At 71.5% G+C, this 14,912-nt stretch carries 15 protein-coding genes; 10 read left to right on the top strand and 5 right to left on the bottom strand.

From position 1 onward, the window contains the following. Positions 1-3: 3 nt before the first annotated feature. Positions 4-687 (bottom strand): glycerophosphodiester phosphodiesterase, encoded by a 684-nt coding sequence (locus J8M51_RS08915; RefSeq protein ID WP_086753075.1) that lies wholly within the window; start codon positions 685-687, stop codon positions 4-6. A gap of 424 nt (positions 688-1,111) precedes the next feature. On the opposite strand from J8M51_RS08915, the gene J8M51_RS08910 reads away from it, so the two are divergent. The 4 genes from J8M51_RS08910 (at position 1,112) to J8M51_RS08895 (ending at position 5,035) form a co-directional block, all read left to right on the top strand. Continuing rightward, positions 1,112-2,509, top strand: coding sequence for a DUF6421 family protein (locus J8M51_RS08910; RefSeq protein ID WP_086753073.1), 1,398 nt, complete (start codon positions 1,112-1,114; stop codon positions 2,507-2,509). A gap of 47 nt (positions 2,510-2,556) precedes the next feature. Further along, positions 2,557-3,309: an SDR family oxidoreductase gene (locus tag J8M51_RS08905; RefSeq protein ID WP_086753095.1), complete on the top strand. Its 753-nt coding sequence runs from the start codon at positions 2,557-2,559 to the stop codon at positions 3,307-3,309. Beyond that, positions 3,306-4,376 carry a threonine aldolase family protein gene (locus J8M51_RS08900; RefSeq protein WP_086753071.1) on the top strand — a complete coding sequence of 357 codons (1,071 nt, stop codon included), beginning with the start codon at positions 3,306-3,308 and terminating at the stop codon, positions 4,374-4,376. Before J8M51_RS08905 ends, J8M51_RS08900 begins: the two co-directional genes overlap by 4 nt. Before the next feature lie 86 nt (positions 4,377-4,462). After that, complete coding sequence (locus tag J8M51_RS08895; protein ID WP_179202914.1) at positions 4,463-5,035, top strand: transglutaminase domain-containing protein; 573 nt, start codon at positions 4,463-4,465, stop codon at positions 5,033-5,035. Between the two features lie 7 nt (positions 5,036-5,042). Here J8M51_RS08895 and J8M51_RS08890 read toward each other — a convergent pair whose 3' ends face one another. Together J8M51_RS08890 and J8M51_RS08885 are read right to left on the bottom strand one after the other, a co-directional pair. Next, complete coding sequence (locus J8M51_RS08890) at positions 5,043-5,771, bottom strand: lysophospholipid acyltransferase family protein (protein WP_086753066.1); 729 nt, start codon at positions 5,769-5,771, stop codon at positions 5,043-5,045. A 187-nt stretch (positions 5,772-5,958) separates the two neighbouring features. Beyond that, positions 5,959-6,375: a DUF4395 domain-containing protein gene (locus J8M51_RS08885; RefSeq protein ID WP_086753064.1), complete on the bottom strand. Its 417-nt coding sequence runs from the start codon at positions 6,373-6,375 to the stop codon at positions 5,959-5,961. A 75-nt stretch (positions 6,376-6,450) separates the two neighbouring features. Between J8M51_RS08885 and J8M51_RS08880 the strand changes: the two genes are divergently transcribed. The 4 genes from J8M51_RS08880 (at position 6,451) to J8M51_RS08865 (ending at position 9,629) form a co-directional block, all read left to right on the top strand. Continuing rightward, positions 6,451-6,864 (top strand): thioredoxin family protein, encoded by a 414-nt coding sequence (locus tag J8M51_RS08880; protein ID WP_086753062.1) that lies wholly within the window; start codon positions 6,451-6,453, stop codon positions 6,862-6,864. A 190-nt stretch (positions 6,865-7,054) separates the two neighbouring features. Beyond that, positions 7,055-7,564, top strand: coding sequence for a flavin reductase family protein (locus tag J8M51_RS08875; protein ID WP_086753060.1), 510 nt, complete (start codon positions 7,055-7,057; stop codon positions 7,562-7,564). A gap of 225 nt (positions 7,565-7,789) precedes the next feature. Beyond that, the gene (locus tag J8M51_RS08870; protein ID WP_086753058.1) at positions 7,790-8,575 is read left to right on the top strand and encodes an electron transfer flavoprotein subunit beta/FixA family protein; all 786 of its coding nucleotides are present in this window, start codon (positions 7,790-7,792) and stop codon (positions 8,573-8,575) included. Positions 8,576-8,666: 91 nt separating this feature from the next. Beyond that, entirely contained in the window at positions 8,667-9,629 is a 963-nt protein-coding gene (locus tag J8M51_RS08865) for an electron transfer flavoprotein subunit alpha/FixB family protein (protein ID WP_086753057.1), read from the top strand. 67 nt (positions 9,630-9,696) lie between these two features. On the opposite strand, the gene J8M51_RS08860 is transcribed toward J8M51_RS08865, so the two are convergent. Further along, a complete protein-coding gene (locus J8M51_RS08860; protein ID WP_216589764.1) occupies positions 9,697-10,602 on the bottom strand; it encodes an endonuclease/exonuclease/phosphatase family protein in 906 nt (301 codons plus the stop codon). A gap of 191 nt (positions 10,603-10,793) precedes the next feature. Here J8M51_RS08860 and J8M51_RS08855 point away from each other — a divergent pair, with 191 nt between their 5' ends. Together J8M51_RS08855 and J8M51_RS08850 are read left to right on the top strand one after the other, a co-directional pair. Further along, entirely contained in the window at positions 10,794-12,098 is a 1,305-nt protein-coding gene (locus J8M51_RS08855; protein ID WP_086753055.1) for a DUF6986 family protein, read from the top strand. Between the two features lie 134 nt (positions 12,099-12,232). Continuing rightward, complete coding sequence (locus tag J8M51_RS08850) at positions 12,233-14,131, top strand: serine/threonine-protein kinase (RefSeq protein ID WP_086753053.1); 1,899 nt, start codon at positions 12,233-12,235, stop codon at positions 14,129-14,131. Between the two features lie 13 nt (positions 14,132-14,144). On the opposite strand, the gene J8M51_RS08845 is transcribed toward J8M51_RS08850, so the two are convergent. Continuing rightward, positions 14,145-14,912, bottom strand: coding sequence for a hypothetical protein (locus J8M51_RS08845; protein ID WP_086753051.1), 768 nt, complete (start codon positions 14,910-14,912; stop codon positions 14,145-14,147).

The following is a 14,912-nucleotide window of genomic DNA, read 5'->3' as shown; positions in this document are numbered from 1 at the left end:
GTCCTACGCCGTGAAGCGGCCCGTGCGTTTGATGTCGGGGTAGTCGGTGGTCGCGCCGTCCAGCTGGAGGGCGCGGACCAGACGCAGATGGTCCTGGGTGTTGACCACCCAGCCGATGATCCGCAGATTCGCCTTGCGGGCCTTCTCGACGACCTCCAGGGTCAGCCGCCGGATGTTCAGCACGAGCGTGGCGGCGCCCACCGCCACCGCGCGCTCCACGACATCGGGGCCGTAGCGGCTGGCGACCAGCGCGGTACGGACCCCGGGCACGAGACGGGCGATCTCGGCGACCGCCTCGTCGTGGAAGGACAGCACCTCGACCCGGCCCACCAGGTCGCGCCGGTGCATGACCTCGGCGAGCGCGCGGGCCGCCGCGGTGTCCTTGATCTCGGCCTGGAGCGGCGCCCGTACCGCGTCCAGGACCTCCTCGAAGGTGGGAATCCGCTCGCCGCGGCCCGCGTCCAGGGCGCGCAGTTCGGCGAGGGTCTTGTCGGCGATCGGGCCCGTGCCGTCCGTCGTCCGGTCCACGTCCGCGTCGTGCATGACGACGAGCGCGCCGTCCTTGCTCAGATGCAGATCGAGTTCGATGACGTCGAGGCCCGCGCGATCGGCGGCCACGAAGGAACGGAGGGTGTTCTCGGGTTCGACACCCATGACTCCGCGATGACCGATGGTGAGGAAGTTCAAGGTTGACTCGCTTCCGTCGACGGCGGCTCGGCCCGCGTGACCGGGGGAGGGGCGGCACGCGGCTGGGGCGCAGCGTAGTCCTCCCGCCGTGCGATGCATCCGCATGTGCACGAGCCCTTTCGGGTCGTGTCACGCCGTGGCGTACCGCGCCACGTCGGAGAACAGGACCGTTTCCGCACTCGCCCCGCACCGATCGCGTCATCCCTGAGTGGGCGAGTCCGGTACGGGTTGACCCCGTCGACCTCCGCGCGGAGAGCGGGACGCACAAACTGTGACGTGTGACGCGTGTGGCAGGAGATTCAGCGGTTAGGTACTGGGGGTGGCGGGAAGATTTCCGGCGGGATCGCTCATGATCGGTCTTGCGGTGGGGGACCCTCGCTACGTACGGTGTTCTTACGAAAGTTTATCCCGTGGAGGATGGGTCATGACGGAAATTCTTGCGCAGGTGGGCGCGGAGGGCGGCGTTCCTTCGGTCGGTAGGGTGGTGGACCACCCGGCCTGGCCCGTGCTCAAGGATGCCGTGGAGCGGATCCGGCCATGGCAGTCCAAGGACGGCTCGATCGACTTCGACGCCGAGCACGCCCCGGACCGGGCCGCCGCCGAGCGCGCCGTGGCGGATGTCGTGGACGCGGTCGAGGCGCTGGCCCCGCTGCTGCCGCACGACGCCGCCTACCACGAGGCCCTCGTCAAGGACCTGCGGCGCTGGGCCGACGACGGTTTCGAGGTGCCCGACTTCCTGGACTCGCTGCTGGCCTTCCAGCCCGCCGCGAGCCGCGCGGACGGCCTCCAGCACCTGGTCGTCTTCCCGATGTACACACAGAACGGCAACCCGGACCGCAACCTCGAAGCGGTCGTGCTGCGCATGGTCTGGCCCGACTGGCTGGCCGAGCTGGAGCGCACCCGCTACGACAACCCGCTGTTCTGCGGCATCACCTTCGAGGACTTCACCGCCGGTTACGACACCAACTCGGCCGTCCTCTTCCCGGAGACCATCGCCGTGCGCGAGGCCCCGGCCCGCTTCTCCTGGGGCGGCATCTTCTGCGACCGCGAGGCGGCCCGCTTCCGCCGGGTCACCGAGTCCGCCGTCGACATCCTGGGCCTGGAGCTGCCCGAGGACGTCGCCGCGATGGTCCACGACCAGAAGCGCTGCGAGGAGGCCTTCGTCCTGTGGGACATGGTCCACGACCGCACCCACAGCCACGGCGACCTGCCCTTCGACCCCTTCATGATCAAGCAGCGCCAGCCGTTCTGGATGTACGGCCTCGAAGAGCTGCGCTGCGACCTCACCGCCTTCAAGGAGGCCGTGAAACTGGAGTCCGACGGCGTCCCGCAGGCCCGTGACGTGCAGTACGCGGTCCTCTTCGACCGGATGTTCCGCTTCCCGGTCACCGGTGAGCGGGTGCGCAACTACGACGGTCTCGGCGGCCAGCTCCTCTTCGCCTACCTGCACAAGCACGATGTCGTCCGCTGGACCGACAACAAGCTGCACATCGACTGGCAGCGCGCCCCGCAGGTCACCAACCAGCTCTGCGCCGACATCGAGCAGCTCTACCGCGACGGCATCGACCGCCCGAAGCTCGTCCACTGGTTCGCCGGGTACGAGCTGGTCTCCACCTACCTCTCCCCGCACCCCGGCTCCCGCTGGGCCAAGGGCCCGGACGCCCTGGATCTGACGCAGCCGCCGCGGAAACTCGTCGACGACGTGCTTCCGGACGAGTTTCCGCTCAGCATGTTCTATGAGGCGCTCGCCAAGAAGCTGAAGACCGTGATCGCCTCCACCAAGGGCATCACCGCGGCGGACACCGAGCGGGCCGCCGCGTGAGCGCCCCCGTCGCGGACGTCACAGTCGCTGCCCAGGAGGCGAAGACCATGCAGAACGGCAACGGTGCACTGAGCGGCGCGGTGGTCGCGGTGGCGGGCGCGGGTGGACCCGCCGGCCGGGCGGCCCTGCTGCGGCTGGCCGAGGCGGGCGCGATCGTCGTCGGCTCCGACAACGACCCCGAGCGGCTCTCCGAGGCCGTGGACGCGGCCCGCTACGCGCACGGCGGCGCCACCGTCGTCGGCGACACGGTCGACCTGCTGGACCTCCAGTCCACCCGGGACTGGGCCACCCGTATCGAGAAGGACTTCGGGCGCGTGGACGGCCTGGTCCACCTCGTCGGCGGCTGGCGCGGCAGCGAGACCTTCACCCGGACCAGTCTCGACGACTGGGACTTCCTGGAGATGCTGCTGATCCGCACCGTGCAGCACACCTCCCTCGCCTTCCACGAGGCCCTCCAGCGCAGCGAGCGCGGCCGGTACGTGCTGATCAGCGCCGCCGGGGCCAGCAGTCCCACCGCGGGCAACGCCGCGTACGCCGCCGCCAAGGCCGCCGCCGAGGCGTGGACGCTCGCCGCCGCCGACTACTTCCGCAAGGCGGGCGGCACCGACGGGCCGACCTCCGCGGCTGCCATCCTGGTGGTGAAGGCGCTGGTGCACGACGCGATGCGCGCCGACCGCCCCAACGCGAAGTTCGCGGGCTTCACCGACGTGACGGAGCTGGCCGAGGCCATCGTCGGTGTCTGGGAGAAGTCCGCCGCCGAAGTGAACGGAAACCGTCTGTGGCTGACCGACAAGCCGTGAACCCTCCGAAGACCGACGCCCGGCGCCATCACGACCCGGAGATCCGCGGCTTCGCCAGCGACAACTACGCGGGGGTCCACCCCGAGGTGCTCGCCGCCCTGGCCGTGGCCAACGGCGGGCACCAGGTCGCGTACGGCGAGGACGAGTACACCGAGAACCTCCAGCGGATCGTCCGCGGTCACTTCGGCGCCACCGCCGAGGCGTTCCCCGTCTTCAACGGCACCGGTGCCAACGTCGTCGCGCTCCAGGCGGTCACCGACCGCTGGGGCGCGGTGATCTGCGCGGAGAGCGCGCACATCCATGTCGACGAGGGCGGCGCGCCGGAGCGCATGGGCGGCCTCAAGCTGCTCACCGTGCCCACCCCCGACGGCAAGCTCACGCCCGAGCTGATCGACCGGCAGGCGTACGGCTGGGACGACGAGCACCGGGCGATGCCCCAGGTCGTCTCGATCACCCAGAGCACCGAACTGGGCACCCTCTACACGCCCGAGGAGATCCGCGCGATCTGCGAGCACGCCCACGCGCACGGCATGAGGGTGCACCTGGACGGCTCCCGGATAGCCAACGCCGCCGCCTCCCTGGACGTCCCGATGCGGACCTTCACCAACGCGGTCGGCGTCGACCTGCTCTCCCTGGGCGGCACCAAGAACGGCGCGATGTTCGGCGAGGCGGTGGTGGTGATCAACCAGGACGCCGTCCGCCACATGAAGCACCTGCGCAAGCTGTCCATGCAGCTCGCCTCCAAGATGCGTTTCGTGTCGGTGCAGTTGGAGGCCCTGCTGTCGCGGGACCTGTGGCTGCGCAACGCCCGGCACTCCAACGAGATGGCCCAGCGGCTCGCCGAGGGCGTCCGCGCCGTCCACGGCGTCGAGATCCTCCACCCCGTACAGGCCAACGCCGTCTTCGCCCGGCTCCCGCACGACGTGAGCGAACGCCTCCAGAAGCGCCACCGCTTCTACTTCTGGGACGAGGCCGCCGGTGACGTGCGCTGGATGTGCTCCTTCGACACGACCGCGGAGGGCGTGGACGGGTTCGTGGCGGCGCTGAAGGAGGAGATGGCGCGCTGAGCGCAGACGGTCCCTGAGTGCATAGGTATGCGGTCACTTGAAAAGTCATTGACTCTCGGGTGATCGTTTTCCTATGCTCTGCGGGCATGGAGCTGATCCAGCAGAACCCCGACCTGTCCGCCTATCTGCTCGCCGACGAGGCGGTGGACCATCATCATCCACGCGTGCGGCAGACGGCCGCGCGGCTGGCCAGGGAAGCGGCGGACTCGTATGACTATGCGCGTCTCGCGTTCGACCACGTCCGGGACACCGTCACGCACTCCCAGGACGCCGACGATCCGCGGGTGACCTGGCGCGCGTCCGACGTCCTCGAACAGGGCACCGGGATCTGCTACGCCAAGGCCCATGCCCTGGCCGCCCTGCTGCGCGCCGAGGACATCCCGACCGCCCTGTGCTACCAGCGCTTCGACGTGGTGCACGGCCTGGTCGCCGTCCGCTTCCACGGCGCCTGGCACCGCCAGGACCCCCGGGGCAACAAGCCGGGGGTCGACGCGCGGTTCTCGCTGGAGGGGGAACGTCTTGCCTTCGTGCCCGACCCGGCGGCGGGCGAGGCGGACGACCCGACGCTCTACGCCGCGCCGCACCCGGCCGTCCTCGCCGCCCTGCGGGCGGCCCCGGACCGGGCGCGGCTGTGGAGAACGCTCCCCGTGACGCTGTAGCGCCGGGTCAGCGGGCCTCGGCCTCGCGGACCTGTTCCGGGGTCGGGGCCGTGCCGCCGAGGTGGGCCGGCATCCACCAGGTGTCGTCCGGGCCCTTGGGGCGGACCGGGTAGGCGCGCTGGGCGGCCTCCAGCAACTCCTGGACGCGGTCGCGGAGCTGACGGGTGATGGCGCCCGCGTACTTGTCCTTGGAGGCCTCTATCGCCTCGCCCACCCGGATGGTGATCGGGATGTGGCTGCGCTTGAAGTTCCTCGGGTGGCCCTTGGTCCACAGCCGCTGTGTGCCCCACACGGCCATCGGGATCAGCGGGACGCCCGCCTCCTGCGCCAGCCGGGCGGCACCCGACTTGAAGCTCTTCAGCGTGAACGACTGAGAGATGGTGGCCTCGGGGAAGACACCGATGATCTCGCCGGAGCGCAGCGAGTCCAGCGCGTGCGCGTAGGCCGCCTCGCCCTGCTTGCGGTCCACCGGGATGTGCCGCATGTTGCGCATCAGCGGACCGGAGATCCTGTGCCGGAACACCGACTCCTTGGCCATGAAGCGCACCAGCCGCTTCTGCGGCAGCGCCGCCAGGCCGTCGAAGATGAAGTCCAGGTAGCCGATGTGATTGCTCACCAGCACCGCGCCGCCCGAGCGCGGGATGTTCTCCGACCCCTTGAGATCGATCTTCAGGTCCCAGACCTTGAACAGGGTTTGGGCGAGACCGACCGCGGGACGGTAGACAAGCTCTGCCATGGGCGGAGTGGACCCTTCTCTCTGCCTGGGACGGGGTCTCCCGGCGGGAAGTTACGCAGCCGTAGGTTTACGGCATCTCGCAGATCGTGCCCCAAGAACGCACGGGTGGCCAGCCCTGGTGCCGGCCAGGGGCGAGATTCTCGTCACGTCGGACACATGAGCGACCAGCGCGGAGTTCACCGGGCCGTCACTTCGCACGAACAGCCACCCGCCGAACAAGCAGATACATCTCGCACCCCAGGCAGTACCCGAACACCGCGTTGAGAAAGGCCGCCGCGAGCGCCGCCCCGGTCGCCGCGAGCCCCAGCGCCTCGGGCCCCACCGTGAGACCGACCAGCCCCACCGCCGCGAAGGCCAGCCCCACCGCCTGCGCGAACCGCGGCGGTTGCGGCGCCTCGAACTCCGTCGGCGCGCCGATCCGCGGCCGCACGAGCGCGCGGAACGCCCAGCCGTACGGCGAACGCCCCACCCCGCCCGCCGCGCCCAGCGCGAACGCGAGCGTCTGCCAGGCCAGCAGCCAGACGCTGCCGGTGATCAGCACGACCGCGAGCACCACGGCCGTCACGGCGGCCCCGAAGCGCGGGCCCCTCACATCGATGTCCATGCGTCAAGCATTCCGCAGGCCAATCTCCATGGGGAGGCGGGAATCTTTGCAGTCTCGTGAACGCTGAAGCACGCTGTGACCGGACTTGTGGTGTGTGGGCTGGTGCTCGCGGCGGCGAGCGTCTACGGAGTGCTGCAGCGGCGGCGGAGCGGGAGGGTCAGGGTGCGCGGGCGGGACGGCGACAAGCTGCTCGGTACGGCGGAGTTGGGGGAGGGGCTCGGTGAACGGGCCACGCTCGTCCAGTTCTCCAGCGCCTTCTGCGCCCCCTGCCGGGCGACCCGCCGGGTGCTCGCCGAAGTGGCCGGAATGGTGCCCGGCGTGACCCATGTCGAGATCGACGCCGAGGACCGTCTCGACCTCGTGCGCCGGCTCGACATCCTCAAGACGCCGACCGTGCTCGTGCTCGACTCCGGCGGCCGGATCGTGCGCAGGGCGACCGGGCAGCCGCGCAAGGCGGATGTGATCGCCGCGCTGGGGGAGGCCGTGTGAAGCCGCACACCGGGACGCGCTTGACTGCGGGCCTCACTCGTCGTCAGCCTGGCCGTATGCCCCGAGATCTCCTTCTCCTCGAGCGTGACGCCCTGGCGCGGGCGTTCCCTGTCGGCACGGCCGGTTCACGCTGTCCGGGTTTCTGAGCCCCTACGGACCAGCCCGTCGACTCCAGCAGAAGGACAACTCCATGTCGGCCACCCCCGGCCTCGGTTCGCCCCGGCTCGCCTCCCCCGATCTCCTGCGCTCCGTCTTCCGCCGCCATGCCGCCGGTGTGGCGGTGATCACGGCGCGGGGCGCCACCGGGCCGGTCGGCTTCACGGCCACCTCGCTCAGCTCGGTCTCCGCCGAGCCCCCGCTGCTCTCCTTCGGCGTCGGCACCGCCGCCTCCAGCTGGCCGGCGCTCTCCGAGGCCGAGCACATCGGCGTGCACATACTCGGCGAGCACCAGCGGGAGCTGGCGGCCACCTTCGCCCGCAGCGGTGCCGACCGGTTCGGGGCGCCCACCGGATGGCGCAGCGGGCCGGAGGGAGTTCCCGTCCTCGACGACGTGCTCGCCTGGCTGGTCTGCCGGGTGGTGGCGCGCGTACCGGCGGGGGATCACCGGATCGTGCTGGCCGAGGTGGTGGTCGGCGACCCGTCGGGTGCCGGCCGTCCGCTGCTGTACCACCAGGGCCGCTTCAACGGTCTGCGAGACTGATCCCGGTCGGCTGCCGACCGACTCCCGCGCGATTACGCAGGGTTGCCTAACTCACAGTTCAAAGCGCTTGCTTAGCGGGCACGGAGTGAGGGAACGTAGGCGTCGTACTGGCGAGTAATATTTCGACCGGAGCGCAGGTCGCCCCGATCGGGATCGGCCGCTCCAGGCGCCTATGCTGCCTGGAAGAAGGCAGCCCGGAAATGACGATGCAGTAGGAGAGCCGGCGTGAGCTTGAGGATCGTTGTCACTGTGAAGTACGTGCCCGACGCCACTGGCGACCGGCACTTCGCCGATGACCTGACCGTCGACCGTGACGACGTGGACGGTCTGCTCTCCGAGCTGGACGAGTACGCCGTCGAGCAGGCGCTGCAGATCGCCGACGAGGCGGACGACGCCGAGATCACCGTGCTGACCGTGGGTCCCGAGGACGCCAAGGACGCGCTGCGCAAGGCGCTGTCGATGGGCGCGGACAAGGCGATCCACGTCGAGGACGACGATCTGCACGGCACCGACGCCATCGGTACCTCGCTGGTGCTGGCCAAGGCGATCGAGAAGGCCGGCTACGACCTGGTGATCTCCGGCATGGCCTCCACCGACGGCACCGGCGGTATCGTCCCGGCCCTGCTCGCCGAGCGCCTGGGCGTCCCCCAGGTCACCCTGCTGTCCGAGGTCTTGGTCGAGGACGGCGTGGTCAAGGGCCGCCGTGACGGCGACGCCGCGTCCGAGCAGCTGGAGGCCTCCCTGCCGGCGGTCGTGTCGGTCACCGACCAGTCGGGCGAGGCGCGTTACCCGTCCTTCAAGGGCATCATGGCCGCCAAGAAGAAGCCGGTTCAGGCCTGGGACCTGTCCGACCTCGACATCGAGGCCGAGGACGTCGGTCTGGAAGGCGCCTGGACGGCCGTGGACTCCGCGGCCGAGCGCCCGGCGCGCACCGCCGGCACGATCGTCAAGGACGAGGGCGAGGGCGGCAAGCAGCTCGCCGAGTTCCTCGCGGGCCAGAAGTTCATCTAAGGCCCTGCGGCCCGCCGCGGCTCCGCGCCCGGCCGAGGCCCACTCCCTCACCGCCCCTCGAAGCCTTCGCAATCCGCAGGAGAGCAATCCCATGGCTGAAGTTCTCGTCTACGTCGACCACGTGGACGGCGCCGTCCGCAAGCCCACCCTGGAGCTGCTGACCCTGGCCCGCCGCATCGGCGAGCCCGTCGCCGTCGCGCTGGGCAACGGCGCCGCCGACACCGCCGCCGCGCTCGCCGAGCACGGCGCGGTCAAGGTCCTCACCCACGACGCCGCCGAGTACGCCGACTACCTCGTCGTACCCAAGGTCGACGCGCTCCAGGCCGCCTACGAGTCCGTTTCCCCGGCCGCCGTCCTCGTGCCGTCCTCCGCCGAGGGCAAGGAGATCGCCGCCCGTCTGGCGGTGCGCGTCGGTTCGGGCATCATCACCGACGCCATCGACCTGGAGGCCTCCGACGAGGGCCCGGTCGCGACCCAGTCGGTGTTCGCCGCGTCCTTCACCACCAAGTCCCGTGTCTCCAAGGGCACCCCGGTCATCACGGTCAAGCCCAACAGCGCCGCCGTGGAGGCCGCCCCGGCCGCGGGCGCGGTCGAGGCCCTCGCCGTCACCTTCTCGGAGAAGGCCACCGGCACCAAGGTCACCGGCCGCACCCCGCGCGAGTCGACCGGCCGTCCGGAGCTGACCGAGGCCGCGATCGTCGTCTCCGGCGGCCGCGGCGTCAACGGCACCGAGAACTTCGCGATCATCGAGGCCCTCGCCGACTCCCTCGGCGCGGCCGTCGGCGCCTCGCGCGCCGCGGTGGACGCGGGCTGGTACCCGCACACCAACCAGGTGGGCCAGACCGGCAAGTCGGTCTCCCCGCAGCTGTACATCGCCAACGGCATCTCCGGCGCCATCCAGCACCGCGCCGGCATGCAGACCTCGAAGACCATCGTGGCCGTCAACAAGGACGCCGAGGCCCCGATCTTCGACCTCGTCGACTACGGCGTCGTCGGCGACCTCTTCGACGTCGTCCCCCAGCTCACCGAGGAGATCAACACCCGCAAGGGCTGAGCCTCCTGAGTCCCGCGCGTCCCGCGAGGCCCCCACGACCGTCCCGTACGGTCGTGGGGGCCTCGGCTCATCCCAGGGTCAGCGAGGCCTGCACCGGCAGATGGTCGCTCGGGTACATCCCGTCGACGGAGAAGGTGTTCATCGCCGCCCAGTGCGTGGTCACCCCGGGCGAGGTCAGGATCCAGTCGATGCGTCTGCCGCCGGGCCTGGGCGCCCGGTAGCCGTGGTACGTCCCGTACGCCTGGGTGCGGGAGGCCGCCGTGTCCCAGGCGTCCACGAGCCCGCCCGCCAGCATCAGGTCGTACACGCGGTTGTCGTGGGCCGCCGCGTTGAAGTCACCGGTGACGATCACCGGCGCCGACCGGTCCCACCCGGCGATCGTCTCGCCGATCAGCTTCGCCGAGCGCTCCCGCGCGTACTGGCTGACGCTGTCCAGATGGGTGTTGAGGACGTAGAACTCCCGCCCCCCGTCGGCGAGATCGGCGAACTTCACCCAGGTCACCATGCGCAGCCAGTCCGCGTCCCAGGTGTTGGAGGCGATCGTGTACGGGGTGTCGGACAGCCAGAAGTGGTCGAACTCGATCGGGTCGAGTCTGCGGGTGTCGTAGAAGATCGCCATGAACTCGTCCTTGCTGCCGCCTCCCCGGCCGGTGCCGATCCAGTCGTAGTGGCCGCCGAGATCCTTCTCGATCATGCGCAGCTGCTGGTACAGCCCCTCCTGGGTGCCGATGACATGCGGTCGCTCGCGGCGCAGCAGCTCCCGCATCACCGGACGGCGCACGGACCAGCGCGGTGTCTTGTCGACGACGGTCGCGAAGCGCACGTTGAACGTCATGACGTTCAGGGCGCCCGGGTGCTCGCCGGCGGACGCCGGTTGCGACGAGCCCGCCGTGGTCAGCAGCGGCACGGCGATGGCGGCGGCCGCCGCGGACCGGAGTCCCTGGCGGCGCGTCACTCCGACCTCTTTCGGCACGCGATCTCCTCCCCTTGGGAGTCAGGATGAACCTTGCCCAGTGAATACGGAAGAAGCGGCCGTTTCAGCAGTGACCAGCGGGAAAGCATGGGGAATTCCACGTCGGGACAGTGTTGACCGGGGCGGAGAGCGAAGGTTAGCTTCGTCATACGGATTTGTGATTCCGCAGTGCGGAAAATGGAGGGTGTGGAATGGGGCAGGGCCGGCAGGAGAACGTGGCGACGAGTCTCGCGGGTGCCGTCAGCGAGGAGATCAGCGCCTCCCTCGCCCCCGTCGACGCGGAGCTGGAGCGCCGCTACCCGGGCGACCCGGGCACCCGCCAGCCCGTGCACACCGTCTACGTGCCCGGTGACGTCTTCGCCGCTGACACCGTCCGCACCTGGGGCGACCGGGCCCTCGCCGCCCTCGACGAGCACGCCCCCGACGCCGCCGCGTTCGGCGCCGTCCTCGGCCTCGGCGACGGCCTCGCCGGGCCGGTGTACGACCGCGTCCGCGCCAAGCTGGAGCGCGAGCCGATCGAGGACCTGCGCGTCGACTTCGAGGACGGCTACGGGGCCCGTCCCGACGCCGAGGAGGACGAGGCCGCCGCCCGCGCCGCCCGGCTGATCGCGGAGGCGTACGCCGAGGGCACGGCGGCCCCGTACATGGGCATCCGCATGAAGTGCATGGAGGCTCCGGTGCGCGACCGGGGCATCCGCACCCTCGACATCTTCCTCACCGGCCTGCTGGAGGCCGGCGGACTGCCCGACGGGCTGGTCCTGACCCTGCCCAAGGTGACGTACGCCGAGCAGGTCACCGCGATGGTCCGGCTGCTGGAGGCCTTCGAGAAGGCGCGCGGCCTGGAGCCCGGCCGGATCGGCTTTGAGATCCAGATCGAGACCAGCCAGTCCGTCCTCGCCGCAGACGGCACCGCCACCGTCGCCCGGATGATCGGCGCCGCCGAGGGCCGCGCCACCGGGCTGCACTACGGCACCTTCGACTACAGCGCCTGCCTCGGCGTCTCCGCCGCCCACCAGGCCAGCGACCACCCGGCCGCCGACCACGCCAAGGCGGTCATGCAGGTCGCGGCGGCGGGCACGGGCGTACGGGTCTCCGACGGCTCCACCAACGTCCTGCCGGTCGGCCCGACCCCACAGGTCCACGACGCCTGGCGCCTGCACTACGGCCTCACCCGGCGCGCCCTCGCCCGCGCCTACTACCAGGGCTGGGACATGCACCCCGGCCACATCCCCACCCGCTACGCCGCCGTCTTCGCCTTCTACCGCGAGGGCTACGAACAGGCCGCCGCCCGGCTCGCCCGGTACGCCGGCCGCGCGGGCGGCGACGTGATGGACGAGCCCGCGACCGCCAAGGCCCTCAGCGGCTATCTGCTGCGCGGCCTGGACTGCGGCGCCCTCGACCTCGACGAGGTGTCCGGCGCGACCGGTCTGACCCGCGCCGCTCTGGAGGGCTTCGCGGCCCCGCGACGGGCGGATCTGACGATTTCCACCCAGTAGGGGCCAACGCGACCGCCGCCCGGCGGCGGCACACGTAGCGGTCCTGTGACAGCCTTCGCCGCCGGTCCGGAGCGCCCCCGGCCACCGCTTAGGCTGTACGCGATTCATCGGTGTGTCACAGGAACGAGGCGCGGGTGTCTTCGGGGGCGAACGGACAGACGGACGGTGTCGGGCGGGTTCTCGCCGGGCGGTACCGGATCGTGGAGCAGCTCGGGCGTGGCGGCATGGGTGTCGTCTGGCGGGCCGTGGACGAGGTGCTCCACCGTGAGGTCGCCCTCAAGGAGCTGCGCACCTACACGGACGCGGGCGCCCCCGAACTCGCCGATCTGGGGCTGCGGATGCAGCGCGAGGCACGGGCCGCCGCCCGGGTCCGGCATCCCGGAGTCGTCGCCGTGCACGACGTGGCGGAGGTCGACGGACGCCCGCTGATCGTCATGGAGCTGGTCGACGGTCCGTCCCTGGACGACGTCCTGAACGACCGCGGCCTACTCGACCCGCGCGAGGCCGCCGCCATCGGCGCCAAGGTGATGGACGCCCTCGCCGCCGCCCACCGCGTCGGCGTGCTCCACCGGGACGTCAAGCCCGGCAACATCCTCCTGGACCGCTCGGGCCGTGTCGTCCTCACCGACTTCGGCATCGCCACCATGGAGAACCCGGGCGACGGCTCCGCCACCCACCTCACCCGCAGCGGCGAACTCGTCGGCTCCCTCGACTACCTGGCCCCCGAACGTGCCCAGGGCAACGACCCCGGCCCCGCCTCCGACGTCTGGGCACTCGGCGCCACCCTGTACGCGGCCGTCGAGGGCTCGTCCCCGTTCCGGCGCACGTCCACCTGGTCCACGCTCACCGCGATCGTGAGCGACGAACTGCCCGAACCCCGGCGGGCGGGAGCCCTCGGGCCCGTGCTGCGGCAGCTGATGGACAAGCGCCCGGAGAACCGCCCGGACGCCGACCGGGCCCGGGCGCTGCTGGAGGCCGTGGCCGCCGGGGGCGCGCTCGACTCCCCGACCGCGGGCATGGGCGGCGGTCCGGCGCCGCGGCCGAGGGCGGAGACCCAGCGGAGCGTCCCCTCGGTGCCGCCGGGCTTCGGACCGGCGACGGCGGGCTCGGCGCTCGGCGCCACGGGCGCGGATGCCGCGTCCGGCGGGACGGGCACGGGCGCCGGGGCCGGCGCGACCGGTCCGACCCCCGGCTTCGGGCCGCCGCAGCCGCTCCCCGGGCCCGGCACGGGGGCGTCCCCCGCCGTCGGCGGGCCCGGCGCGGGCGCTTCGCAGCCGCCGATACCCGCCTCGGGCGCCGCCACCACCGTGTCCTCGACCGGCGGCGGCCGTCGTGGCAAGGGCCGCGCCCTGCTCGCCGCCGTGGCCGTCACCGTCGTACTGGCCGGCACAGGTGTCACGGTCGCGCTGCTCAACGCCGACGACGACACGGGGACGGGTGGCAGCCGGTCCTCGGCCGACGGGTCGAGCAGTGGTACGCCCTCCCCGGGCCGCAGCCGGGGCACGGTCGACATCTCCGACGGCTCCGACGGCAAGGAGAAGGGCAAGGGGAAGGACGCGACGTCGACCCCCAGCCCCAGTGAGAAGACCGAGAAGGACGACGAGGGGAAGGGCGGCGACGCGTCCGCCTCCCCGTCGCGGGACACCGGCGGCGGCACGACCGGCGGTACGACCGGTGGCGGCACCGGGGGCGCGGACACCTCGGGCGGCACCAGCGGCGGGACCACGACGGGCGGCGAGACCAAGGAGGCCCCGGTCTGCCACTCCATCGGCGGAGGCAAGTACAACTGCACCGTCTGGACGACCGCCAAGTCCTACACGGCCTCCGGCACCGAGGTCGGCATCCTCAAGCAGGGCACCAACTATTTCTTCTGCCAGGAGAACCTGGGCCGCCGCGAGACCTCCGGCCAGTGGACCAACGTCTGGTGGGCGAAGACCGACGACGACAGCGGCAACACCGGCGTCTACGTCAGCGTCGTCTACGTACAGGGCGGCGACAACGACGCCCCGGTGCCCGGCCTGCCGGTCTGCTGAGCCGGAGGACGTTCTACGCCCGAGGGTGCGGCCGTACGTACTGCTCCAGGCCCGACACCGTCGTCCACCTGTGCTCGGCGAACAACTCCCTGCCCCGCAGGCACAGTTCGCGGTTGCCGCGGGCACGGTCGGCGAACTCCTCGGGGGTGGTGCCGAACAGCTCGCGCAACGCGGCGGAGGCGGCGAGGAGTTCGGTGATCAGCGGGCGCTGCCGGCCCGGGTGGGGGCGCGGGCCGGGGCCGCCGTCGAGCAGGACGCCCCAGCGGTTGACGTAGATCCAGGCGTGGTCGAGGAGTTCGCCCGACTCCAGCTCGACCGGGAAGTCGGCGGCGGGCAGCGCGGCCCGCTGGAAGTTGCCGGTCGGGGAGTCGACGCCCTCGCTGGCGTCGACCACGGCGAGCTGCTTCTCGTCCAGCCAGGTGAGGAACAGCTCGGTGGTGGCGCCGGGGGAGCGGAACGGTGACGCGGACACATAGCCGAGCAGGCTGACGTGGGCGGAGACACCGATCCCGATACCCGTGACCCTGGACTTCACCATCGGGACCCGGCACTCGACACCGTGCTCCGCCATCTTGTGCACGAGCTGCGCGGGGCAGGCGTTGGAGCCGACCGAGAGGACGGGGACGCGGTCCTCGAAGACCAGCGTGTCCAGCGGCAGCAGCCGGTTGCCGTCCAGCAGCCCCGACTCGGCGGGCCATGCGCCCGGATAGCTCAGCGGGTCCTCGCGCGGCGCCACGGCGAGGCCCAGCGCTTCGAGCGTACGGGGGTCGGGGGCGTCCAA

It is taken from the genome of Streptomyces griseiscabiei (assembly GCF_020010925.1).
GTDB lineage: Bacteria > Actinomycetota > Actinomycetes > Streptomycetales > Streptomycetaceae > Streptomyces > Streptomyces griseiscabiei.
The sequence above is the reverse complement of the archived record's forward strand: the minus strand, read 5'-3'. Positions and strand labels throughout refer to the sequence as shown.